Below are 25,931 nucleotides of genomic sequence, written 5' to 3'. Positions count from 1 at the left end.
ATTATAACTATGAACGTTTCTACTATATTAATTATACTTTTAATTGGTGCATTTGCCACTTATTTTTCTGGTGACAAACTAGCTTCAAAAGTTGCTTTACTATTTAGTTTAGCTGCTTTAGGATGTTCAATTGTATTATTGAATAATTATAATGCTGGTGAAAATATCAGCGTAATCAGCAACTGGATTATTACTCAGCCTAAAATTTCTTTCGCTTTAAATGCTGACGGGCTTGGACTTGCAATGGTTTTATTAACTGCGGCTTTAACTCCGATTATTATATTTTCTTCTTTCGGAAACGAATATAACAATGCAAAAGGTTTTTATGCTTTGATCTTATTTATGGCTTTTGCTATGACAGGAACTTTCTTAGCTTCTGATGGTCTTTTGTATTACATTTTCTGGGAGTTAGCACTTATTCCAATCTACTTTATTGCGTTAATTTGGGGTAATGGCGATGCTGAAGAACGCAGAAAAGCAGTGGTTAAATTCTTTATTTACACACTTGCTGGTTCGTTATTCATGTTAACTGCTTTCATTTACTTATACACAAAAGCAGGTTCTTTCTTAATTGAAGATTTATATAAATTAGACCTATCTGCTTGCGAACAATTCTGGATTTTCTTGGCTTTCTTCTTAGCGTATGCTATCAAAATTCCAATTATTCCTTTCCATACTTGGCAAGCAAATGTGTACCAAAAAGCACCAACTGTTGGAACAATGCTTTTATCTGGTATCATGCTTAAAATGGGATTATACAGTGTGCTTCGTTGGCAATTGCCACTTGCGCCAATCGCTGCAAAAGAATACTTGTATATCTTTATCGCTTTAGGAATTGCTGGAGTTATCTACGGTTCTATCGTAGCTTTAAGACAAAAGGATTTAAAGAAATTATTAGCTTATTCTTCTCTTGCTCACGTTGGATTAATCGCTGCAGGATCTTACACTCTTACTCTTGATGGTTTAAGAGGAGCTGTTCTTCAAATGATTGCTCACGGTTTTGTTGTTGTGGGATTATTCTTTGCAGCTGAAGTAATTTTCAGAAGATACGAAACTAGAGAAATTGAAGCATTAGGAGGTATTCGTACGCAAGCTCCAAAATTTACATCAATGTTTTTAATCTTAGTATTAGCTTCTGTTGCATTACCAAGTACATTTAACTTTGTTGGAGAGTTTACAGTATTATACAGTTTATCTCAAATCAATATCTGGTTTGCTATTCTTGGAGGAACAACTATTATTTTAGGAGCTTACTATATGTTAAGAATGTTCCAGCATGTAATGTTGGGAGAAACTAATTCTAAAACTTTTGCTGATGTTACGCTAAACGAAGGAATTTCTTTAGCAGTAATCATTGCCGTTTTATTATTCTTTGGTTTCTATCCAAAACCAATCACAGATTTGATTACACCAAGCTTGGAAACGATTTTACAAGTTATCAATAAGAACTAATATTTTAAACAAAAAATAAATTAGGATTCCTTTTAAAATGAAATCCTAAATCAAAAAGATAAAAATGAATACATTAATAGCTATAACAGGATTGGGTATTTTCTGCCTATTGTTTGAAATTCTTAATTTAAGAAAGGCCATTGTTCCTATTACCATTTTGGGTTTAATAGGTGTATTGGCACTTAATTACTGTGAATTTGGAACAGAACAAAGTTATTACAACAATATGATAGCGGTGAGCAAGTTTTCTACAGCTTTTTCATCATTGTTTATCGTTTTGACTATTTTCCTTGTAGCATTAAGCCATAATTTTTACAAGAATCATCCAACGAAAATCTCGGATTATGTTGCCATAAAAGTATTCTTATTAGCTGGAGCTGTTGCAATGGTTTCTTTTGGAAACTTAGCTATGTTCTTCTTGGGAATTGAAATCTTATCTATTGCTTTATATGTACTTGCTGCAAGTGATCGTTTGAATATCAAAAGTAACGAAGCAGGTATGAAATATTTCTTAATGGGATCTTTCGCATCAGGAATTATCTTATTCGGAATCTGCTTGATTTACGGTGCTATGGGAAGTTTTGACATTAGTGAAATTCACGAAAGTGCACTTTCTGCAGAGTTGCCAATCTGGTTTCCAATCGGAATGGTTTTAATGGTAATCGGAATGCTATTTAAAGTAGCTGCTGTTCCTTTCCACTTCTGGGCTCCAGATGTTTACGAAGGTTCTCCTGCTTTAACAACTGCTTTAATGAGTACTTTGGCAAAAGTAGTAGCAATTGCAACTTTATTCAAATTGGTTTCTGGCATGAACTTTATAGCTTCTCTAGAAAACCAAGACCTTTTACATACATTTGAAGTTATTGTAGTTATTATTTCTATTGCTTCTATGTCTGTTGGTAATATTATGGCATTAAAACAAGTAAATGTAAAACGTATGCTTGCTTTCTCTGGAATCTCTCATGCAGGTTTCATGTTAATGACATTATTAACTGTTTCTGCATCTGCTGGAGTTTTATTATACTACACAGCTGCTTATGCATTATCAGGAATCGCTGCTTTCAGTGTAATTCTATATGTTTGCAGAGATCAAGATAACGAAGATATTACAAACTTCCACGGTTTAGGAAAAACAAATCCGCTATTGGCTGCTGTTCTTACCGCTTCATTATTATCAATGGCCGGAATTCCTATTTTCTCTGGATTCTTTGCTAAGTTATTCTTATTCAACCAAACTATTCAAGCAGGATATATTGGTTTAGTAATCGTTGCAGTAATCAACTCTATTATAAGTGTTGGATATTACTTCAAACTAATTATCGCAATGTATTCTAAAGAACCAAACCAAGAAAGAACAGGAAGACCTTTCCTTATTTACGCTACTGCTGTAGTTTCAATTGTTTTAAACATTGCATTAGGTTTGTTCCCTTCATTGGTTTTAGATTTATTGAAATAAAATAATTTTCAAAATAAAATAGAAGAAAGTCCATCAGATTCATTTTGATGGACTTTTTTTATCCTACAAATCATAGAATAGAAATTCATGTTAAAAAACCCTTTCTAATAATTGCACTTCAAAAAATCTCCATATATTTGAGTTCAATTAAATGATATAAATATGAACTTTAATTCAAAAAATCCATTCTTAAACAGTAAGCGTTTTTCATCAAATGCTGAACCAAGAACAGAAGTACACCAAGCTCAAATTATTGATTACAATCAAGAAATGACGGTGTCTGGAACAATCAACAAAACAGCAATTTTATTTCTAATTTTATGTGGCGCCGCTATGGTAACATGGTGGATGGCTTTTAATGGAATGAATCCAATGTTGCCAATGATTGGAGGTGCAATTATTGGTCTTATCATTGTAATTATTTCTACTTTTAAACCTCAAGCTTCTCCTTATTTAGCTCCAGCTTATGCTTTATTTGAAGGTTTATTTATTGGAGGAATTTCTGCAATATTTGAATTAAAATTCCCTGGAATTGTAATTAATGCTGTTGGAGCAACTCTGGTTACATTTTTAGTTTGCCTTGGTTTATATAAGTTCAAAATCGTTAAAGTTACAGAACAATTCAAATCAGTAGTAGTTGCTGCAACGTTGGCAATTGCAACTTATTATTTGTTTTCTTGGGTTATATCAATGTTTTCAAACTGGACACCGGTTCATTATGGAAATTCGATGATGAGTATTGGTATCAGTGTTTTTGTAATCATTATTGCGGCTCTTAATTTATTTTTAGATTTCGATTTAATAGAAAAAGGCGCAAAAGAAAGAATGCCAAAATTTATGGAATGGTACGGAGCAATGGGATTAATGATCACATTGGTTTGGTTGTATATCGAATTTTTAAGACTTCTATCAAAAGTTTCAAGTAAAGACTAAAGTTTCTTTTAAATAATTTAAAAGCCCTTTTGAGTAAAATCAAAAGGGCTTTTTTATTTCTAGAAATTACTTTTTTGATCTTAAATGCAACTTTAGAGCCACAACTTTTAAGAATAATCTGTTGTTGAAAACATAAAAATAATTTATTTCTTACAAAAAAATAAAATGTAACTTATGTAATTAAAAAAATGCGAATCTATTGTAGTCTATTTCTTTTAAATTATAGAATTATTTAAAGCTCCGAAAATACGGGTTTACTCATGCAACTACCAATATGTAATAAATTACAATCAATGCAATAAATTACATTTTTAACATTTAAAAAGCCAAAAAATTATAGCATCTTCTTTTTTTAAGTAAAAAAATTACGGTATTAAAAATTAATCTATAATTTTGTGTAATCGATTACAATTAAACCACTTGGAGTCGAAAGTAAAACTACTTACTTTATTTATTAACTATCTTAAACAAACACTTATGAAAAAAAACCTACTTTTCATGGCTGTCTTTCTTATGACAGTCCAGTTATGGGCTCAAACAATTAATCAAGCTTCTGGCTGGTTAGAATCTGCCTTTGTTAAATGGCAACCAGTCAGCGGTGCCCAGACCTACAACGTTTACTACACTGGTAACGGATTGACAGACAAAAAAATTGACGACCAGCTTATTAGAAGTTACGGATCTTATTTTCGTGCCGACATTCCAGGACTAAAAGCTGGAAATTATACTGTAAAAATAAAGCCTGTTATAAATGGCATAGAAGGAACAGGTACTACAACAAGCAGCTTAACCGTAGTAGCCCAAGACAGAAATGGTTTTGCGTTTGAAGGAGGTCGAGTTCCTGGAGGATACAAAGCAGATGGAACTCCAAAGGATAATGCAGTTATTCTTTATATCACCCAAAATACCAAAAACACCATTTCGATGAATATTACAGGAGCTAGCGCTAATCCTTGCGTTGGTTTACAGAATATTCTTTATGCGATTAAAAAAGGAAAAGACACTCGCCCATTTATTATTCGTTTAATCGGAAATATTACTGATATGACAGTTATGGAAGGTGGCGATGTTGTAATTGAAAACTCTAACAACGCTTCTAGCTACGTAACAATTGAAGGAATTGGAGATGATGCTGTAGCGAATGGATGGGGAGTTAGATTGAAATCGGCTTCAAACATAGAAGTAAGCAATCTAGGATTTATGAACTGCGATAGTACTGCGGGAGATAACGTAGGAATGCAACAGGATAATGATCACGTATGGGTTCACAACTGTGATTTATTCTACGGAAATGCAGGAAGTGATGCTGACCAGATAAAAGGAGATGGAGCATTAGACAATAAAACTTCGACTTACATCACAATGTCTTACAACCACTTTTGGGATAATGGAAAAGCAAGTCTTTTAGGTTTAAGCGAAGGAACAACTGCTGGTTTATATGTAACCTATCACCACAACTGGTTTGACCACTCAGATTCTCGTCATCCTCGTGTACGTTATTACTCCGCACACATTTATAATAACTATTATGATGGAGTTTGTAAATATGGTGCAGGATCAACTATGGGATCTTCTCTTTTTGTTGAAGGAAACTATTACAGAAACAGTAAACACCCAATGTTGACTTCTCTTCAAGGTTCTGATATTTGGGACGAAGCTAACCAAGTAAATAATGCTGGAACAATGGGAACTTTCTCTGGTGAAGCTGGAGGAAGCATTAAAGCCTTTAACAATACTTTTGACGCTTCTAACGGAACCAACAATATGCGTTTTGTAGCTTATAATGATCCTAATCCGTTGTATAATATTTCAGGAAAAATCAGCTCTACAACAGATTTTGACGCGTACGTTGCAACTACAAGAGGAGAAATGGTAAGCAGTTCTGTAAAATCTAAATCTGGAGCAAATACATACAACAACTTTGATACTGATGCTAATTTGTATGTGAAAAATTTAGTAATCGATACTCCGGCTGCTGCCAAAACAAAAACTACTCAATATGCAGGACGTGTATCTGGAGGAGATTTAAAATGGACTTTCAACAATGCGACAGATGATACTTCTTCTACCGTTATTGCAGCATTAAAAACAACGCTAACCAACTATACTGGAACTTTAGTTGCTGTACAAGGGGAAGGAAACCCGCCTGCTGGAACACAGACTTTAACTTTGACTTCTTCTTCAAACAACAACCAAACTGTTGCAAGTGGCACTGCAATCTCATCAATAGTATTTACTTGGGGTGGCGATGCAACAGATGCAACTGTAACAGGAATACCAGCTTCTGGGTTGACTTTTGTAAAAAATACTACAGCTAAAACGATCACTATTTCGGGTACACCAACTGCAACCGTTTCGTACTCAATTGCAACTTCTGGAACTAGTGGTTCCCCTGCCACTGGTTCAGGAACTGTAACCGTTACAGCTGCAGGAAATCAAACGCTAACTTCTACTGGCAACAATAATCAAACAGTTTCTTCTGGAACAGCTATTGCATCTATTGTATTTACTTGGGGCGGAGACGCTGCAGATGTTACTGTAACTGGATTACCAGCTTCAGGATTATCTTTTGTAAAAAATACATCTTCAAAAACAATTACTATTACAGGAACGCCAACCGCAAACGTATCTTATTCTATAGCAACTTCAGGAAGTGCGGGATCTCCTGCAACTGCATCGGGAACTATAACTGTCACGACTGGTTCTGGTGGCGGATCTGAAATTCATAATTTTACAACTTCTGGAAAAACAAGTTCATTCTATACTATTACTGGAAACATGAATTCAACTCCAGGTTCTGTAACTTATAATGGATTAACGCTGACTGAACGTTTAAAAATAGAATCAAGCACATCAATAACGTATACAACAACAAGTGCATCGACCTTAACTTTAGTTTTTGATTCTACTTTTACAGGAAGTATAAAAGTTGACAATGTTTCTTATACTGCATCTGCTGGTATTGTAACCGTTTCTGTTGCTGCAGGCTCTCATTCTATTACTAAAAACTCTGTTGCCAACTTATTCTATATTAGCACCGTTTATGGCGGAAGCACTTTAAAAACCGCTACAGTAGCCGATTCAGCAATAACTGCAGAAGCTACAAAAACAGTTCTATATCCTAATCCTTTTTCAAGTGCTTTATACTTGGCAAACCCAGAACAAAAAGTACAAAAAATATTGATTTACAACGTTTCTGGAAATCTAGTAATTACTTCTGGAAACTCTGAAAGCATTGATACTAGCAGTTTAATTCCTGGAACTTATCTAGCAAAAATTATTACTGTTGACGGATCAATTAATCAAACACTTATTAAAAAGTAAAACTGACTTAACTAAAAAGGCTTCCAAATTAGGAAGCCTTTTTCTTTTATTCTAAAATTAAAATTTCTCACCTATTTCGGTTTCTAAATTCTTGTTGTTCGCTCATTTTACCAAATTCTTTGAAAAAATCTTTTATCGTTTCAAGATTTAACAATACAAACAAAAGCATTCCAATAAAAATAACAATCCAACTATATACGATTTTTACACCTGAAACATCTAAAGCGACAACATAAAAAATAATAGTCGGCAGAATGGCAACAAAAAATGTTAATCCCAGTGATAGCAATAAAGGATGGATAACAAAGCTGTTTAATGAATTCAGCCCAATTTTACGAACAATCATGGCAATGATCAACAACCCAACAATCCCAAAAATAATACTAGCAAAACCATAAACAAGCACTTGGTCATCTAAAGCATTAATTTCATGTTCGTAACCCAAAAAAGTATTAAAACTGAATTCCATCGTATTTCTTTTCTTCTGGTGTTACATCAAATAAACCTTGTGTTTTATAACCAATTAATTTAGCTAAAATAAAATTAGGGAACTCCTGAATTCCGACATTGTAAAGATTGACACTATCATTAAAAAATTCTCTCCTGTCTGCAATTTTATCTTCCATCTGAGAAACTCTTTTCTGAAGCTCAAGAAAATTACTGTTGGATGAAAGTGTTGGATAATTCTCTGAAACTGCAAATAAGTTTTTCATTGATTTTGAAAATTCATTTGCATTCTCAATTTTTTCTTCTACAGTTTTAGCGTTCAAAAAATCGGTTCTTAATTTGGTTAAATTGGTCAGCATAGCCGTCTCATGTTCCATAAATTTAGAAGCTACTTTTACTAATTCAGGAACTTCATCGGCTCTCTGCATCAAAATAACATCAATATTTCTAAACGCTTTTTCGTAGTTGTTTTTTAATGCAATCAGTTTATTATAAATTCTGATGAATAGATTAAAAAATATAAGTATCAGAAGTAATCCAGCAATTATGGCAATATTTTGAGCAGTCATATTTTTTTAATTTAAAATGATATAAATGAGTAAAATTGAAATGAAAAATAAAGTCACTAAAAAAGAATCTAGTAATGGTTTGTATTTATTTCTAAATGAAATACTTCTTGGAACTGCGATACCAAAGACAGCATCAGAGCTTCCTTTTTGAATAATCGTGGTTCCGTTATCAGAAGATGCATTTCCTATCAAAAACATATAGTCATTATGTTTCAAATATGTTTCGCTGTATCTCATCTTTCCTCCTGCTTGTTGGTCAACACGGTCGAAATAAAATTCTAATCCCTCCCCATCAACTGTTACTGATCCCGTTTCGTCTTTTATTTTAAACTTTCCTGTTTTGCATTCCGTGAAAACGGTGCTATAAGTTGTTCGTCCATCATCATCTCGCGGACTTTCTTTTTCAATTTTATAAAAATAACCTATACAAGGTTTACTAAAATAAGGCGAAATAATAGGTTCAATTTCTTCCAAATCACCTTCAATTTCAACCTGGCCCATTGCAATAGCATCAACTTTTGATGTTGGCAAAATAGACTGCAAACGCATAAATCTACTTTTATTACTTGGAAAAAATATATTCTTAATTATTATGAAACCAGGTATAAGTAAAAAAAGAAGTTTCAAATTCTCTGTTTGAGCGAGCAAAATAAAAGCTCCAAAGATTCCAACTACAATTAAAAATCCTAGAACTTTTTGCATCAAAGTTGTCTTTGGAATATTATGTTTTCGATTGAACTTTTCTCTTTCTATTTTTTCCTCTTTACTGCTTCTAATCCCAGAAATAATTGCTCCGATTATGCCAAAGAAAAAAACAGATATAAATAAAAGCAACATAACCGGCAACGGAAATCTGTCATCAATTAAAAAACTGGTACCAACCAATATTGGACATAAAACAAAGAAAAGCCAATTTGGAAATTTCAAATTGTAAAGTCCCGCAAAAATTATGGTCAAAAACAAAGCAATCCCCATACTAAAGAGCATCAGAAAGATAACCTGCGCTACATCTGCCCTGCTTTGATTTATAAACTCTAAAAATTCATTCATAACTCTAAATTAAAATACGATTTCAACTTCTTTAGAAAGCAATTTTCTAATTCTGTTTTTTTCCTGATCCGAAATTGGATTATCACTTAAATTGATTCCGATGAGAAATTGTAGTTTATTGATTTCATTTGGAATTTCACTAATCTCATTATTACTTAAAGTAAGAAACTTCAAATTTTTAAACCTTAAAATCTCTTCTGGAAATACGCTTAATTTAGTGTCGGTCAAATCCAACTCTACTACAGATTCCGGTTTTAATTTTGCTTTTTCTAGCTCATAAAAAGTTGTTTTTTCTTTTTTCTTCTCTTCTTTATTTCGGTTAAAAAAGCCTATTCCTGCTAAAATAAGTGATGCCGTGAAGAAAATACATATGAAGGCTACCCAAATAGGATCTTCTTGCTTTTCTGTGGTAAAAAGTCTTAGATAAACATAGTAAGCCATTCCAAAAAACAGAACTAAAAACAATCCTGTAAAAATGAGATAAAGCAAGTATTTGAAGAAAGATAAAATTACTTTTTTTCCTGTTGTCGTATTTTTTGAAACTGCAAAATAAATAACCAATCCCAAAATTAAAGTCCAAAAAACAGCAAGTCCTATTTGGGCGACCTCATTTCCGTTTTCGATAATTGAAAAAGTAAAAAAGGTTGGAAACAGTAAGACAAACCAAATTATAAGTGCTGTAAGACCAATTGATAAGCAGCCTATTTTTTCTCCTTTTTTAGAAGATTTTATCCATAAGTAAGCCAACAGAAAAGATAAAAGAAGAACTCCAATAAATCCGTATCCAAAAGAGGTAAGTCCGGCTAAAAAAATTAATATCATTTTTGTTTAGGTATCAATTAAAATCTGGGCAAGTAGAAATCAAAATAAAAATACTACAAATTATAGCATTAAAAAAACCGCTTCTTCAAAAAATGAAAAAGCGGTTTAAATTAATTTTAGATTTTAAGTTTTACAAATCAAATTTGATTCCCTGCGCTAGCGGAAGATTTGTTGTATAATTGATGGTATTAGTTTGGCGTCTCATATAAATTTTCCAAGCATCAGAACCAGATTCACGTCCGCCTCCGGTTTCTTTTTCTCCACCAAAAGCTCCACCAATTTCAGCACCAGAAGTTCCAATGTTTACATTAGCGATTCCGCAATCAGAACCCGTTGCAGACAAAAATCTCTCAGCCTCACGTAAATTATTAGTCATAATTGCAGAAGATAATCCTTGAGCAACACCATTTTGAATTTCGATTGCATTTTCAACTTCGCCAGAATATTTAAGTAAATACAGAACCGGAGCAAATGTTTCATGTTGTACAATTTCAAAAGAATTTTCAGCCTCCGCAATTGCTGGTTTTACATAACATCCGCTTTCGTAACCTTCGCCGGAAAGTACTCCTCCTTCAACCAAAATTTTTCCACCTTGAGCAACCACTTTATTCAAAGCAGCAGCATACATTTCAACCGCATGAGTATCGATTAGTGGTCCAACATGGTTATTTTCGTCAAGCGGATTTCCGATTCTTAATTGTCTGTAAGCCGCCACTAAAGCATCTTTTACTTTATCATAAATACTTTCGTGGATAATCAATCTTCTTGTTGAAGTACATCTTTGTCCTGCTGTTCCAACAGCTCCGAAAACAGCTCCAATAACCGTCATTTTTATATCGGCATCTGGAGTAACAATAATGGCATTATTTCCTCCTAATTCTAACAATGATTTACCTAATCTTCCTGCAACAGTTTGGGCTACAATTTTCCCCATTCTAGTAGAACCTGTTGCCGAAATAAGCGGAATACGCGTGTCGGCAGTTAGCATTTCTCCTATTTTGTAATCGCCATTTATTAAGCATGAAATTCCTTCTGGAAGATTGTTTTCTTTAATAACCTGAGCAATTATATTTTGACAAGCAATACCACAAAGAGGTGTTTTTTCAGATGGTTTCCAAACGCAGACATCTCCAGAAATCCAAGCCAAAGCTGTGTTCCAAGACCAAACTGCAACTGGGAAATTAAATGCCGAAATAATTCCAACGATTCCTAATGGATGGTATTGTTCATACATACGGTGACCTGGCCTTTCAGAATGCATCGTCAATCCGTGAAGCTGGCGCGATAAACCAACTGCAAAATCGCAGATATCAATCATTTCTTGAACTTCTCCAAATCCTTCCTGCAATGATTTTCCCATTTCATAAGAAACCAATTTTCCTAAGGCTTGTTTGTTTTCTCTCAATTTTTCTCCAAACTGACGTACAATTTCACCACGCTGAGGAGCAGGAATTAATCTGAACTTTTTAAAAGCTTCTGCTGCTGTCTGAATTGTTTTTTCGTAATCTTCTGCAGTAGTCATTTTTACCGAAGCAATTAATTTTCCGTCAACTGGTGAATAACTTTCCAAAATCTCTCCAGACGAAAAGTTATTTACGCCTGTCGATGTTCCTTCATTTATTGTTTTAATGCCCAATTTTTCCAGAGCTTCCTTCATTCCAAATTGTGATGCTATTGTTGTCATTGTAACTTTTTTAGTTAAAATTGTTATATTTTTATTGTAAAGATATTGTTTCCAATCGAATTTCAGTCAATCATTGCTTTTAAAAGCTCTCTTCGCTCTAAAAAATAATAACACAATTATAAAAAAGAGAATAAAATTAAGTGCTGACAAAAAATAAATAACTACATCATTTCTCTTCAATTTCTCTTCAAATGAATTTTTTACTAATTCTATTTGATATTCTGTGTTATTTTGAAATTTTGAAATTTTAAGTGATTTATCATTGAGAAATGCTTTATTTAATTTATCTAATAAATCTAACTCTTCTGAATTAATGCTTTTTAACCGATTCGTTCTTGAGCAAATTGAACTGCTTAGTGTATAATTATTTGATCTTGCATAAATCAAATACTCTTCTCCCAAATCAAAATAGGCGTCACATGATCCACTATTATTAGCTAATAAATCTCTAAATTCATAACCAGGGAAAATTTCTCCTTTATATGACTTACTTATCTTTACAGAAAACACATAAACTTTTTGCCCATAACTACCATATAATAGACTATCTATTTTTACTATTTTACCAATAAAAACTTCAGTCGCAGATTCCCAATTTTTTTCTATTGATGGCTTTTCAGAACAATCACAACAATAACCTATTGAACTTGTTAAAGCTAAAAACAATACAAAAAGCAGTTTTTTGAACATGAGTAAACTTTTAGGTGAAACGTAAATTTAGTATTAATTAACATGTTTTTTAAATTTCAATGTTTAATTTCTCAATTTATTCATGAAATTTGCAATCTAATTTTTTTGATAATGATAAATTTCAGTAGATTTTTACTTTGCTTTCTTTTGCTTTCTTTAAATGTATTTTCTCAAAAAGAAAAAACTTCTTTTCAGGTAGTTCCTTTAGGAGTTATGGGCGGAATTGACGAAAAAAATCTTTCGGCATATTTAATAGCTCCATCAAATACAAATGATTTTATTGCACTTGATGCGGGAACTATAAATGCTGGAATTGAAAAAGCAATCGAAAAGAAAACTTTTAAAGTTTCTACAAGCGAAGTTTTAAAAAAATACATCAAAGGATATTTGATTTCGCACGCGCATTTAGATCATGTTTCTGGTTTAATAATTAATTCTCCTGCAGATTCTTCAAAAACGGTTTATGCTACTAGCAAATGCATGGAAATGATGGAAAAGCATTATTTTAACGATCAGACTTGGGCTAATTTTGGAGATGAAGGTCCTGGTTTTCATATCAAAAAATACCATTTTCAAACTTTAGATTTGGCCAAAGAAACTCTTTTAACCAATGCCAAAATGACGGTTAAAGCATTTCCTTTAAGCCATGTTAATCCGTTTGAGAGCACGGCTTTCTTAATTAAAAATGATAATGATTATGCTTTGTATTTGGGTGACACAGGTCCAGACGAAGTAGAAAAAAGCAACAATCTTCGCGATTTATGGACAGCAGTTGCGCCTTTGGTTAAAGAAAAAAAATTAAAAGGAATTTTTATTGAAGTTTCATTTCCGAACGAACAGCCAGATAAATTTCTATTTGGCCATTTAACACCAAATTATTTAATGAAAGAGCTTCATATTTTGGAAGATTTGGCAGGAAAAGGTTCCTTAGAAAACTTCAAAATTATCATTACACACTTAAAACCACCTGCAAAAAATATTTCAAAAATTAAAGAGCAGCTAAAAACGCAAAATGATTTAGGAGTTCAGATTATTTATCCTGAACAAGGGAAGAAGTTTGAATTATAAATAATAATTTGTAGGTTATTTTTTATATTTTTACCAAATAATTAAATTTAATTAATGGAAATTATTTGGTCGAAAAGAGCAAATTATACGTTTTATAATATCCGAAATTATCTTGAACACTTTTGGTCTCCTACAGTAGCTCAAAAATTTATAGAAGATGTTTTACATATAACTGCACTTTTAGAAAAAAATCCGATGCTAGGTAAATACAATTCTGAATTGATATGTAGAGAAATTTTAATTTCAAAACATATCAATTTATATTATAGAACAAAGAAAAATCAAATCGAATTAATTACTTTCTTTAATAATCGTCAAAAGCCAATAAAAACTTTTATATAAGCTTTTTACTTTTTAATTCAGACAACATTTGTTCATGCGTTATAAAATCTCCATTATCTAAATCCCGTTTTCCTTGCGCAATATCAGCTTTCAATTCTAACCTATAATTTTCTTCGGGCGAAAGGATTTTAGCAATTGAAAGAACTTCATCAGGAGTAAACGTCTGAGTTTTTAATTTGCGATAGAATGTTGGACTAGGAATTCCTATCTTTTCAATGATATAGTTTTTTTTAAAAGGTGATTTGCTTATTAAATCTTCAATATCATTAACTATATTTTTATAAGCGATAATTTCCTGTATCATAATTGAAGCTTTTTTATATCATTTATGATACAAATATATAAAAAAGAATGTAGAAACGGCTTCTTTGAACGAAAATACACTAAAAAACCCGACAGGTTTTAAAAACTTGTCGGGTTTACTTTTATATCAAAATATAAATTATTTCTTCGCCACAAATCTTGGATCAGTTTCCATTACAGTTCCGCAATTATCACAAGTTCTTAGTTCTTCTGAGTTGTAGAAATGTTCAAAATGAGGAAGAAAATCTTTCTCGATATTATGAAGTTCAAAATAGACTTCGTACAATTTATGATTGCAATTATCGCAATGCCAAAGCAAGCCGTCTGTAAAACCCTGCCCTGCACGTTTTCTTTCAATAACAAGACCAATAGAACCTTCTGAACGAACAGGAGAATGAGGTACTTTAGCCGGATGTAAATACATATCTCCTGCGCTTAACTCCATTTCTTTGCGTTGCCCATCTTCCTGAATTACGACTTTAATATTTCCTTCTAACTGGTAGAAAAGTTCTTCTGTTTCATTATAATGATAATCCTTTCTAGCGTTAGGACCCGCTACAATCATTACGATATAATCTCCAGAATCTACATATAAATTTTTATTTCCAACAGGTGGTTTTAGTAAATGACGGTTTTCGTCAATCCATTGGGTTAGGTTAAAAGGTTTCGCTATAGCCATTTTTTAAAGTACTAAATTTTGAAAAGCTAAGTTAGTGAAAAGTTTTTAGTCTCAGTCTCAGTATTCAGTCGCAGTGTACAGTCGCAGGAAAACTGAAAACTGAGACTGCGACTGAAAACTCAAACTGCGACTGAATACTGAGACTGCGACTGAAAACTCACCTAAAATTCTTTTATCAAGTAAATATAAACTGGAAAGTGATCACTAAAACCAGCTTCTGTAAGTGTGTTCCGTAATGGATATCCTTTGTATTTTCCAGAAGTTTGAATGAGATACGGTTTATTGAAAATACCTGCTTTCCAAAACTGAAAAGTTGAAAAATCAGATTTAATGAATGATTCCGTCATGATAATTTGATCAAAAATACTCCAGGAATCTCGATAAGCAATTGTTCCCAGTCCTTTATTTTCTAGCTCTTCAAACGGATTAATAACACCGAATTCTTTTACTTCCGATTTTTTGCCTTTTGCCGACAATCCTAATTTGATGCTATTATTTAAAGGTCCGTCGTTAAAATCTCCCATTGTTAAAACTTTTGCGTTTGGATTAATTTGCTGTAATGAATCGATAATTTTTCTGTTCAATTTTCCGGCAGCTTCGCGAAATAAGCTAGTCGCTTTTTCTCCACCAGATCTTGAAGGCCAGTGATTGACGATAATATGAATTTCTTCGTCTTCTAAAAATCCTGAAACCAAAAGCTGATCTCTTGTAAAAACACGATTTCTATTTTCCTTTTTTACTTCAATATCATCATCCAAAACTTCTGTTTCTTCTTCTTTTTTAATAATTTTTTTTCTATAAATAATTAATGGAATATTCGAATAAGAAGTTGGTCTGAAATATTTTTTCTGATACAATAAAGCCACATCAATTCCGCGTTTATCTGGCGAATCAAAATGAATGATTCCAAAATCTAAAGGCTGCAACTTAGGTTCTTTTATTAAATCTTCTAAAACACCTCGATTTTCTATTTCTGCACCTCCAATTAAAGTGGGTGCATTTGAATTTTCTGGTGTTCCAATTTCTGAAATAACTCTTGCCAGATTTTTTAATTTCTGCTGATATTTTTCTGTTGTCCAATGTTGCGCTCCATTTGGTGTCCATTCATCATCATTTGTAAATGCATCATCTACAGTATCGTAAAGGTTCTCAAAATTGTAAAAAGCAACGGTATGTATTTTATATCTTTTAGATTGTGATTTAAGTTGAATTGAAAAAAGAACAATTATTAAAAAGTAAATTCTAAAAAAGCGCATATCTTTAATGTTTTAAAACCATTCAATATTACTCTTTTTAATTTAATTGTAAGAAAATTCAAATAAATTTAAAATCTAAAATTTCTATATTTGTTTTTTCATACAAATGAAAAAAGCAAATTACGATTATGAAAAACCTTTTAAACATTAAGAAACCGACTATTTTTTATCAATTAGCATTTCTTATTTTTGCTTTACAATCATTCAACTGTCAATCTCAACAAAACATGATAACACCACCGTATTTACAAAAAGGAGATACTGTAGCGCTTTTGGCAACAGCTAGAAAAAACATCGACGACAATTTAAAACCAACTATAGATTTATTGCACAGTTGGGGCTTAGAAGCTGTCGTTGGATCTACAATTGGCTTGGATTATCATCAATTGGCTGGAACAGATGAACAAAGAGCTGCCGATTTTCAGAAGCAATTGGACAACCCAAATATTAAAGCCATTTGGTGTGTTCGTGGCGGATACGGAACGGTAAGAATGTTAGATTTATTGGATTTTACCAAATTCAAACAGCACCCAAAATGGGTTATCGGATTTAGCGATGTAACGGTTCTTCATAATCATTTGAATACTATGGGTTATAAATCCCTTCACGGAATCATGCCTGTAACGGTTCCTAGAGCAACTCCAGATGCCGTTAGTTCGCTAAAAGCCAGTTTGTTTGGTGAGCCTGTCTCTTATTCTATCAGTCCAACTCCAATGAACCGTTTTGGAAGCGCAACTGGAGAATTAGTTGGCGGTAATTTATCAATCTTATATAGTTTATTAGGTTCTCCATCTGCAATTGACTGCAGAGATAAAATATTATTTATTGAAGATTTAGATGAATACCTATATCATATTGATCGTATGATGATGAATTTGAAACGAAATGGATGCATCGAAAATCTAAAAGGAATTATCATTGGCGGAATGACAAGCATGAAAGACAATGAAGTTCCGTGGGGAAAAAACGCACTGGAAATTATTGATGACGTAACCAAAAAATACAACATTCCTGTAATTTTTAATTTCCCGGCCGGTCATATTAGAGATAACAGAGCTTTAATTATGGGAAATACCGTTTCAATGGAAGTTACAGCTTCTGGAAGTACCGTTACTTTTAAAAAGTAATACAGCATAATCCTTTTTTAAAGGTCTAAAAATACCACATAAAAAATCTCGCAAAGACGCGAAGTCGCAAAGTAAATTTAAACTTTGCGACTTCGCGTCTTTGCATGCAATAATTCATTTCAATAAAATAAAATCTAACATTCACACTGAAAACTGTGACTGAGACTGAAAACTAACAACCATGGCAGAACATAATGATTTAGGCAAATTAGGAGAAGATCTTGCAGTGGCACATCTTGAAGAAAACGGATATAGTATTGAACATCGAAACTATGTCTTTCAAAAAGCAGAAATAGACATTATTGCAAAAAAAGATTCTATTTTGGCTATAGTTGAAGTAAAGACTCGTTCGAGTTTAGATTTTGGTTCTCCGCAGGATTTTGTGAAGCCAAAAAAAATTCAATTACTTATAAAAGCAGTAAATGCCTACATAAACGATAGGGAAAAGGATTTTTGTGAAGATTTAGAAATTCGTTTTGACATCGTCGGCATCCATAAAAACGGGGAATCATTTGCTATTGAACATCTTACCGATGCTTTTTATCACTTTTAACATATTTTTTCATTGTTATAATTGTAACAATTTGTTTTTTTATTTATATTTGCAGAGAATTATAACATCGCAATGTTAAATTAACAACCAACCGAATTACAAAAAAAAAAAAAGAATTATGAAAACTGTGTCTTCTATTGTAGAAAACTACATTAAAACAAAACCATTTTTATTGAATGCCCTCTCGCTCGGAATTATAAATCTGACTTCACTTTCGCGAAACATTATGACCGAATTAGAAAGTGAGTTTGGAAAAGAAGTAAAACAAGGCGCTGTTGTAATGTCTTTAAAACGACTTACGGAAGAACTAGACTTTAAATTGAACCACAAAATCAATAAAGTAATTAAAAATATCGGTGAAATTACCGTTCGCTCAGAACTAACAGATTACACTTTTGCAGCTTCTGAAACCGTTTTGAACAAACAAGCTGATTTGATTTCTGATATTAATGCTTTATCTGATATTTTTTATACCTCATCTCGTGGTGTAAACGAAACCAATATCGTTGTCAGCAGTAGTGTAAATCACTTAGTTGAGAAACACTTTATGAGAGAAAAATTAATTCAGAAACTAGACAATTTAGCTTCAATTACAGTAAAATTACCTAAAGAGAATATTGTTGTTCCTGGTATTTATTACTTTATTTTCCAGCGTTTGGCTTGGGAAGGAATTATCATCAATGAAGTTATTTCGACTTCAAACGAATTTACCATTTTAGTTGGAGAAGATCAAGTTGATGTTGCTTTTAAAGTAATCAAAGATTTGAAAAACTAATTCGAAAATCAGAGTTATATATAGTAAATCCTTTTGTTCTTTTTAGGAAGACAAAAGGATTTTTCTTTTTAAATATACTAGACGTAAATCTTAATTTCATATTTCGCACATAAGAATATTCTCAAAAGTCAAATTCTAAATAAAATTTTATTTGGCAAAAGCGTCATAATAACACTTACTTGTATCAAAGCCACTTGCCAGTTGTTTTGTCTGTTTTCTTTAAAAAACTACCCAAAAATCAGAATTAAGTTTTTTTATATATAATTTGTTGCGAATAATATTTTTATATATTTGCCAAGAAGTCAGACATCAGACCTCTTATTTTGATAGTTTTATACCATTAGAATTATATAAAGCGAACTAAATTGTTAGAAGCAGCAAACCATAGTGAAAAATTATTGGTGAGTGAACTCAAAAATGGAAACGAAAAAGCTTTTCGTCAACTTTTTGATTTGTACTATCAAGATATTTATGGTTACAGCATTAGCCTTTTAAAATCAAAAGAGTCGGCAGAAGAGAATGTACAGGATGTTTTTATGAAGGTTTGGCTCAACCGCGAAAGTTTAAATGTAGAACAGTCATTTAAGGCCTATATTTTTACAATTGCAAGAAATCAGGCTTTTAATGTTTTAAACAAAGCAGCAAATGAAGTTTTATTAAAAGAAGCTGTTTTTTATGAAAGTCAGAAATCACATGATTATGGAGATTATGCTATTCGGGAAGCCGATTGCAAAAAACTCCGAAAACAAGCTATAAAACAGCTTCCTCCGAAACGACGGCAGATTTTTAAAATGTCCCGAAAGAAAGGAATGAGCTATGAAGAAATAAGTCAGGAACTCGGAATTTCAATCAATACGGTCCGGAACCAGATGAGTAAAGCGCTCGAATCGATGCGCGGTTTTTTTCAACTTCACGATGAAATTATCTAACCAAAACCACAATAATGCCATTAAAATCACTCTTCGGGGTGATTTTTTTTTGATTAAAACTCAGCTGTTTTAATATCTAAATCATCTTTTTGTCATTTCGACCCAAGGGAGAAATCTCACTCGTAATTCTATAAAAATTGGAGACTTTATTTGCGGAGTTTCTAGTGAGATTTCTCCCTTCGGTCGAAATGACAAAGCTATTCTTTAAAAAAAATAAAAAATATTTTTTTTTACAAAGCCAATAAAATCAGCATTTTAAAATACTTTACATCACTCTTAAATGTTAAAATTTAAAAATTTATAACGTTTGAGTAGTACTCAAGTTGTTCTCGGCTGTATTATCTCAAGAACCCAGAACTAAAAACAATTCGTAATGAATTCAAATCCTGAAATAAAAAGTCTTTTACAAAAGTTTGTTTTAAATCAATGTACACCCGAAGAAATAAACGAGGTGATTGCTTATTACAAAAAAAATCAGCTTACAGATGATTTTCCGACTGTAGAAGACGTTCAAAATCTTTTGGATGAAATGCCTAAAATGGATCCACAAAAAGCAGATTCAATTTTTGACGCTATTTTATCTACTGCTAAAGAACAAGAAACTGTAATCGAATTACAGCCTAAAAAATCAAATTATAGAAAATATATTTCGATTGCAGCTTCTATTGTCGTTTTATTAGGAATCGGCTTTTTCTACAAACAAAATATGACAGACAAGGCTGTTGAACAAAAATTCGATTTTAAAAGCTCTGACATCGTTTTACAATTAGAAAATGGCGAAACTCAAATTATCTCAGAAAATAATTCTTCTCAGGTAAAAGATGCAAAAGGAAATATTATTGGAAATCAGAATGGAGATAAATTGGTTTATGAAAACAGTTCTGATCCTGAAAAACTGGTTTACAACATGATTAAAATTCCTTACGGCAAAAAATTCCGTCTTCAGTTATCTGATGGAACATTTGTTCATTTAAATTCTGGAACTACTTTAAAATATCCTGTAAAATTTATTGCTGGCGAAAACAGACAAGTATTTCTTGATGGTGAAGCTTTTTTTGATGTGGCGAAAGACAAAAAACATCCCTTTATAGTAAATGCTGACGAGTTGAATGTTCGTGTTTTAGGAACGCACTTTAACGTTTCCAATTATCCTGAAGATGCTGTAACTGATGTTGTTTTAGTGGAAGGTTCTGTTGGAATGTATGAATCGAGCCAAAAATTTGATGCTACTAAAAACACAATTTTAAAACCCGGATTCAAAGGAAGCTTCAATAAAGAAAATGCTAAAATTTCGACCAAATCGGTTATCACAGATATTTATACTTCTTGGATAGACGGCGGATTAACTTTTAGAAATATGACTTTCAAAAACATTATTACCAAATTAGAAAGACGCTATAATGTAACCATTGTAAACAAAAATGAAAAACTGGCTAACGAAAAATTCAACGCAAGTTTCAAAGAAGAATCAATAGAAAATGTGATGAGTTATTTTAATGAAATTCATGGCATTCATTACACCATAAAAAACAATCAAATACTAATTAAATAACCATTAAACCAACAAAAAATTTATGATGAAAAAAGAGTACTAAATAAAAAAATCGGAAAGAGCTGCGAACAATTTCCGATTAACTAAGTGATTGAATATAACGAATTAACTACAATCAATTAACAAAATTATGAAAAAAAAATCTAAGAATAATGGGTTTCTATACTCATTGTTCCAAAAAGACCTAAAATTGAAACTAACTACACTACTTATTTTGGTCGCCATGTTTAATATTAAAGCAAGTACTTATGCCCAAAAAACAAAAGTTACGCTTGATTTAAACAATTCAACAATCGAGAAGGTTATTGAGACCATTGAGCAAAAAACAGATTTCAGATTCATTTACAAATTGAACGACATAGACTTAGATCGAACGGTTTCAATTTCTGTAAAAGATCAGTCTATATATGTGGTTTTAGACCGAATTTTTAAAGGAACCCCAACCGAATTTAAAATTCGCGATACACAGATTATTCTAAAAAAACCTGAACTCAAAACACAAATTATCGAATTTCAAAAACAAACCGTAACGGGTATCATTACCGACGAAAATGGAATGCCTTTACCAGGAGCCTCTGTTATTGAGGAAGGAACAAGAAACGGAATGGTAACCGATTTTGACGGAAAATACAAACTTACTGTTGAAAGCGCTCAATCTGTTATTGTGGTTTCTTTTGTGGGATATAAAGAAAAAAAAGTTACTGCAAATCAATCTGTAATTAATATTCAGCTTCTTCCAGATGCTACTGACTTACAAGAAATTGTAGTCGTTGGTTATGGCACTGCAACGAAAAGAGATGTTACGGGAGCGGTTTCTTCTATTGCTGCAAAAGATATGAATCAAGGTGCAATTGTAAATCCGTTGCAATTGATTGCTGGTAAAGCAGCCGGTGTTAATATCACTCAATTAGGAAGTGAGCCTGGACAAGGACCGAGTGTTCGTATTCGCGGAATTTCATCTTTAATCGGCGGAAGTGACCCTTTAGTAGTTGTAGATGGAATTCAAGGAAATATGGATTTATTGAATCAGGTTCCGCCAAGCGAAATTGAAAGTTTTGATATTCTAAAAGATGCTTCTGCAACCGCAATTTACGGTTCTCGTGGAGCTCCTGGTGTGCTTATCATTACAACAAAAAAGAATAAAGCAGGTAAAACTTCAATGGAATATATCGGTTCTACGTCATTAGACTTTATTCCGAAGAAATTAGATATGCTAAATGCAGATCAATGGTGGGCTACAGCACAAAGTGTTGGTGTTCCTGCATCTGCAAATCATGGTTCAAATACAGACTGGTACGGTATTTTAACGCAAACAGGTATTTCGCAAACTCATACTTTATCTTTTGGTGGAGGAACAGATAAGTTCAATTACAGAGCTTCTCTAACCGCTATTTTACAAGATGGAGTTGTCATTAACTCTAGCAACAAAAAATATATTGGTCGTATTCAGGCTACGCAATTGGCATTGGATGATAAATTAAGATTGACTTTTAATTTAAACACGGGTATCAACAACACTACGAGCAGTATTCAAGATATTGGAACGGCAGCTTATAGATCAAACCTAATTACAAATGCTTATTTGGTAAGACCAACAGATCCTGTTTATAATACTGATGGTACTTATTTTACAGATCCGAATGTATTTCAATATTTAAATCCGTATGCTGCGGCACAAACTACTACAAATGAAGCTCAAAACGATAATTTATTTGGAAGTTTAAAAGCTGATTTAGATTTAGCAAAAGGGTTAACGGCAAACTGGTTCGGAAGCTGGAGAAAAACAAACACTACCATTGGTTATTTTCAGCCGATAGAATCAACTGCTGCTGTTGCAATTGATCAAAACGGTTTTGCTAACATCAAAAATGAAAGACAAAATGAGAAGTTAACCAACTTCAGTCTTAATTACAAGAAGACATTTGGTGTACATAACATTAATGTTTTAGGATTATACGAATGGCAAAATCAGGCTTATCAGGGAAATTATGCGCAAGCAAGAGGTTTTATGAATGATAAAACAACTTATAATGCTATGCAATTGGGCGATTTATCAAAAATTCGTCCTGGTGATATTTCTTCTTATAAAAATGACAGAACTTTAGTTTCTTTTTTAGCGAGAGTAAATTACTCTTTGTTAGATCGTTATTTAGTAACAGCAAGTATTCGTCGTGATGGATCTTCGGTATTTGGTGCTAATAACAAATGGGGAAATTTCCCGTCAGCATCTGTGGCATGGCAAATCGACAAAGAGCCTTTCATGCAAAAACAGAGTTTAATCGACGAGTTGAAAATTCGTGTAGGTTATGGAGCAACTGGTAATCAGCAAGGTCTTTATCCACAACAATCACTTTCATTGGTAGGAAGTTCAGGAATTACTTATTTTGGAGGTCAGCCAATTACAAACTACAGTATTTACCAAAACTCAAATGCTGATTTGAAATGGGAAACCAAAAAACAAACCAATTTAGGTCTTGATTTTGCCCTTTTAAATAACAGATTAAGAGGAACTGTAGATGTTTATACTTCTAAAACAGAAGATTTATTATTCGATTATACAGTACCTCAGCCCCCATATCCTTATAACACGATTAAGGCAAATGTTGGAAGTATTTCCAATAAAGGTATTGAAGTTTCGCTTGCTTACGATGTCATCAAATCGCAAAACAGCACGCTTACTTTAGCAGGAAACGTTTCTTTTATGAAAAACGAAGTGCTTAACTTAAATGGAAGTATTAACGGAGTTCCTTTAAATACGGATTACGTTGGATGGGGAGCTGCAAACTCTTATTTAGTAAAAGGAAAACCAATTGGTGCATTTTACATTCTGGAACATACAGGAAAAAACGAAAACAATGTTGAAACGGTTTTGGATCGCGATGGAAACGGTATAATCGATCAGGGAGTTAAAAGTCCGGACCGCTATTATGCAGGATCTGCTTTGCCAACTTATACTTTCTCTTTTAATCCGTCTTACCGATACAAAAACTTCGACGCTTCTATGTTATTAAGAGGTTCGGGAGGAAATAAAATCTACAACGGATTACGTTCTAACTTGAGCAGATTGGAAAATATTGGTAAATCGAATGTTTTGGCAAGTGCTGTAGACACCGGAATTTATACTACTCCTTATGGTTCAGATTTATGGTTAGAAGACGGCTCTTTTGTTCGTTTAGAAAATCTTACTGCGGGATATACTTTCCGTTTTACAGATAAATATATTGATACTATTAGACTTTCACTTACAGGAAACAACTTGTTCCTAATTACGGATTACTCAGGAATTGATCCAGAATTGAATGTAAGCGGAAGTGGTAATCCGGCTGATAACTTTGGTGGTGATAGAGGAATTTATCCTCGTACAAGAAGTGTGGCGTTTGGCTTGACTGTAAAATTTAAATAGTAAAAGAAATGAAAATCAAAAATATAGTATTGACAGGAAGTATTTGTTTCCTGGCACTTTTTAGCTGTACAGATATCGAAGAAAATGTGTACGATAAATATCCTGCAGAAGAATTTTACGGAACTCCAGAAGGAGCAGATATTGCTCTTGCCAGTGTTTATGCTCAGGTTCCTGGAGAGTTTGTAAGAGATAATGCTTCTGGTGTTGGTTATGCTGGAGCAGATAATGGCTGGTACGACATGAACTGTATGTCTTCAGACGAGCAGGTTATTCCACACAGAAATACAGGTGACTGGCAGCAAGATTTTGCGCGTTTGCACAAACACGAATGGTTACCAACAGATTTCATTATTGGGAATACTTGGAACTGGCTTTATAAATCTATTTTCAATGCCAATTTGGCGGTAGATTTATTGCAAAAAGCAAATGCCGATGCTGCTAAAATTGCTGAAGCTAAAACTTTAAGGGCTTTCTTTTATTATTTATTGATTGATGATTACGGAGACGTTCCTTTCTTTACAGATAATAATATTACTGTTGATAAAATTCCACAATCTAGCCGTAAGGAAGTTTACGATTTTATTGTAAAAGAATTGACTGAAAACGTTGATTTATTATCAGGAACAAGAGGCGGAAATTATTACGGAAGATTCAATAAATGGGCTGGTTATACTTTACTTGCAAAAGTTTATTTGAACGCTCAGGTTTACACTGGAACTCCAAAATGGAACGAAGCTTTAGCAGCTTGTAACAAAGTTGCCGAAGGAGGATTTACACTTCATTCAGGAGCTGCCGATGCTGCAAATCCGTTAGGAAATAAATATTATGAACTATTTGGAGATGTGCTTCCAGAAGATGAAACGATTCTTCCAATTTATGCAACACTAGATATTGTATCTCGTAACGTGTATGCTGTTCGTAGTTTATACGGTGCTCATGCGCAAGCTTTATTTGGCTTCAGTGGATGGAATGGTACAATTGTTCCTAAAGAATTTTTCTTAAAATATGATGTAAATGATATTCGTAGAAAACAGTTTTTGTTTGGAGAACAACCAGGCGGTTTCAATTATACGCTTGATGTTGCTTCATTAGATAACCCAGGTGCAGATCCTCAGGCGGGAGTTCGTAACGTGAAATTTTATCCTGCAACACCAAGAACTGGTGGAGGAGCTTCTAACGACTTCCCTATTTTCAGATATGCAGACGTAATTTTAATGATGGCGGAGTGCAATGCTCGTTTAGGAAACGCAGCGGCGGCGAAACCTTTCATTGATCAGATCAGACAGCGTGCCGGATTAAATGCTTTGGATCATAATCCGAGTTTGGATGAAATCTACAATGAAAGAGGTTTTGAATTAAACTGGGAAGGACACAGAAGACAAGACATGATCCGTTTTGATAAGTTTTTATTGGCAAACGAATTCAGACCTGCCTCTCCTGCTTTTAGAAAATTGTTCCCAATTCCAACCTCAGCTTTAGATGCTAATCGTGGATTAAAACAAAACCCTGGTTACTAA

The 25,931-nt window shown here is 32.9% G+C and carries 22 protein-coding genes; 13 read left to right on the top strand and 9 right to left on the bottom strand.

All coding sequences use genetic code 11. The features are described from left to right. Positions 1-9: 9 nt before the first annotated feature. The 4 genes from K6T82_RS14550 to K6T82_RS14535 all read left to right on the top strand — a co-directional run bounded on the left by K6T82_RS14550 (position 10) and on the right by K6T82_RS14535 (position 7,165). The gene (locus tag K6T82_RS14550) at positions 10-1,452 is read left to right on the top strand and encodes a complex I subunit 4 family protein (protein WP_223706951.1); all 1,443 of its coding nucleotides are present in this window, start codon (positions 10-12) and stop codon (positions 1,450-1,452) included. Positions 1,453-1,516: 64 nt separating this feature from the next. Continuing rightward, the gene (locus tag K6T82_RS14545; protein ID WP_223706949.1) at positions 1,517-2,908 is read left to right on the top strand and encodes an NADH-quinone oxidoreductase subunit N; all 1,392 of its coding nucleotides are present in this window, start codon (positions 1,517-1,519) and stop codon (positions 2,906-2,908) included. Between the two features lie 162 nt (positions 2,909-3,070). After that, positions 3,071-3,841 (top strand): Bax inhibitor-1/YccA family protein, encoded by a 771-nt coding sequence (locus K6T82_RS14540; RefSeq protein ID WP_223706947.1) that lies wholly within the window; start codon positions 3,071-3,073, stop codon positions 3,839-3,841. Between the two features lie 477 nt (positions 3,842-4,318). After that, positions 4,319-7,165: a pectate lyase family protein gene (locus tag K6T82_RS14535; RefSeq protein WP_223706945.1), complete on the top strand. Its 2,847-nt coding sequence runs from the start codon at positions 4,319-4,321 to the stop codon at positions 7,163-7,165. A gap of 67 nt (positions 7,166-7,232) precedes the next feature. Here K6T82_RS14535 and K6T82_RS14530 read toward each other — a convergent pair whose 3' ends face one another. The 6 genes from K6T82_RS14530 to K6T82_RS14505 form a co-directional block, all read right to left on the bottom strand. Further along, a complete protein-coding gene (locus K6T82_RS14530; protein WP_223706942.1) occupies positions 7,233-7,634 on the bottom strand; it encodes a hypothetical protein in 402 nt (133 codons plus the stop codon). Continuing rightward, positions 7,618-8,181, bottom strand: coding sequence for a LemA family protein (locus K6T82_RS14525; RefSeq protein ID WP_223706940.1), 564 nt, complete (start codon positions 8,179-8,181; stop codon positions 7,618-7,620). The genes K6T82_RS14530 and K6T82_RS14525 overlap by 17 nt, the downstream gene beginning before the upstream one ends. Positions 8,182-8,187: 6 nt before the next feature. After that, a complete protein-coding gene (locus tag K6T82_RS14520) occupies positions 8,188-9,231 on the bottom strand; it encodes a hypothetical protein (protein WP_223706938.1) in 1,044 nt (347 codons plus the stop codon). Between the two features lie 9 nt (positions 9,232-9,240). Beyond that, positions 9,241-10,053: a hypothetical protein gene (locus K6T82_RS14515; protein WP_223706936.1), complete on the bottom strand. Its 813-nt coding sequence runs from the start codon at positions 10,051-10,053 to the stop codon at positions 9,241-9,243. A 130-nt stretch (positions 10,054-10,183) separates the two neighbouring features. After that, positions 10,184-11,737, bottom strand: a complete 1,554-nt coding sequence (gene amaB, locus K6T82_RS14510; RefSeq protein ID WP_223706934.1) for an L-piperidine-6-carboxylate dehydrogenase — start codon at positions 11,735-11,737, stop codon at positions 10,184-10,186. 66 nt (positions 11,738-11,803) lie between these two features. Beyond that, positions 11,804-12,427 carry a hypothetical protein gene (locus K6T82_RS14505; protein ID WP_223706932.1) on the bottom strand — a complete coding sequence of 208 codons (624 nt, stop codon included), beginning with the start codon at positions 12,425-12,427 and terminating at the stop codon, positions 11,804-11,806. Positions 12,428-12,538: 111 nt separating this feature from the next. On the opposite strand from K6T82_RS14505, the gene K6T82_RS14500 reads away from it, so the two are divergent. Further along, entirely contained in the window at positions 12,539-13,495 is a 957-nt protein-coding gene (locus tag K6T82_RS14500; protein ID WP_223706930.1) for an MBL fold metallo-hydrolase, read from the top strand. Positions 13,496-13,549: 54 nt separating this feature from the next. Then, on the top strand, positions 13,550-13,837 hold the full coding sequence (locus tag K6T82_RS14495) for a type II toxin-antitoxin system RelE/ParE family toxin (RefSeq protein WP_223706927.1): 288 nt from the start codon (positions 13,550-13,552) through the stop codon (positions 13,835-13,837). On the opposite strand, the gene K6T82_RS14490 is transcribed toward K6T82_RS14495, so the two are convergent. The 3 genes from K6T82_RS14490 to K6T82_RS14480 all read right to left on the bottom strand — a co-directional run bounded on the left by K6T82_RS14490 (position 13,830) and on the right by K6T82_RS14480 (position 16,075). Beyond that, a complete protein-coding gene (locus tag K6T82_RS14490; protein WP_223706925.1) occupies positions 13,830-14,141 on the bottom strand; it encodes a hypothetical protein in 312 nt (103 codons plus the stop codon). The two genes, K6T82_RS14495 and K6T82_RS14490, sit on opposite strands and share 8 nt — an antisense overlap. A gap of 138 nt (positions 14,142-14,279) precedes the next feature. Further along, positions 14,280-14,819, bottom strand: coding sequence for a 3-hydroxyanthranilate 3,4-dioxygenase (locus K6T82_RS14485; protein WP_223706923.1), 540 nt, complete (start codon positions 14,817-14,819; stop codon positions 14,280-14,282). Positions 14,820-14,980: 161 nt separating this feature from the next. Continuing rightward, positions 14,981-16,075 carry an endonuclease/exonuclease/phosphatase family protein gene (locus K6T82_RS14480; protein ID WP_223706921.1) on the bottom strand — a complete coding sequence of 365 codons (1,095 nt, stop codon included), beginning with the start codon at positions 16,073-16,075 and terminating at the stop codon, positions 14,981-14,983. A 227-nt stretch (positions 16,076-16,302) separates the two neighbouring features. Between K6T82_RS14480 and K6T82_RS14475 the strand changes: the two genes are divergently transcribed. The 7 genes from K6T82_RS14475 to K6T82_RS14445 all read left to right on the top strand — a co-directional run bounded on the left by K6T82_RS14475 (position 16,303) and on the right by K6T82_RS14445 (position 25,931). Then, positions 16,303-17,202: a S66 peptidase family protein gene (locus K6T82_RS14475; protein ID WP_223707105.1), complete on the top strand. Its 900-nt coding sequence runs from the start codon at positions 16,303-16,305 to the stop codon at positions 17,200-17,202. Between the two features lie 181 nt (positions 17,203-17,383). Further along, complete coding sequence (locus K6T82_RS14470) at positions 17,384-17,755, top strand: YraN family protein (RefSeq protein ID WP_223706919.1); 372 nt, start codon at positions 17,384-17,386, stop codon at positions 17,753-17,755. A gap of 118 nt (positions 17,756-17,873) precedes the next feature. Then, a complete protein-coding gene (locus K6T82_RS14465; RefSeq protein WP_008466087.1) occupies positions 17,874-18,530 on the top strand; it encodes a hypothetical protein in 657 nt (218 codons plus the stop codon). A gap of 365 nt (positions 18,531-18,895) precedes the next feature. Further along, the gene (locus K6T82_RS14460) at positions 18,896-19,459 is read left to right on the top strand and encodes an RNA polymerase sigma factor (protein ID WP_223706917.1); all 564 of its coding nucleotides are present in this window, start codon (positions 18,896-18,898) and stop codon (positions 19,457-19,459) included. A gap of 373 nt (positions 19,460-19,832) precedes the next feature. Further along, positions 19,833-21,011, top strand: a complete 1,179-nt coding sequence (locus K6T82_RS14455; RefSeq protein ID WP_223706914.1) for a FecR family protein — start codon at positions 19,833-19,835, stop codon at positions 21,009-21,011. A gap of 190 nt (positions 21,012-21,201) precedes the next feature. Continuing rightward, positions 21,202-24,414 (top strand): TonB-dependent receptor, encoded by a 3,213-nt coding sequence (locus tag K6T82_RS14450; RefSeq protein ID WP_223706912.1) that lies wholly within the window; start codon positions 21,202-21,204, stop codon positions 24,412-24,414. A gap of 8 nt (positions 24,415-24,422) precedes the next feature. Next, positions 24,423-25,931: a RagB/SusD family nutrient uptake outer membrane protein gene (locus K6T82_RS14445; protein WP_223706910.1), complete on the top strand. Its 1,509-nt coding sequence runs from the start codon at positions 24,423-24,425 to the stop codon at positions 25,929-25,931.

Source organism: Flavobacterium potami (genome assembly GCF_020026915.1).
Classification (GTDB): Bacteria; Bacteroidota; Bacteroidia; order Flavobacteriales; family Flavobacteriaceae; genus Flavobacterium; species Flavobacterium potami.
The sequence above is the reverse complement of the archived record's forward strand: the minus strand, read 5'-3'. Positions and strand labels throughout refer to the sequence as shown.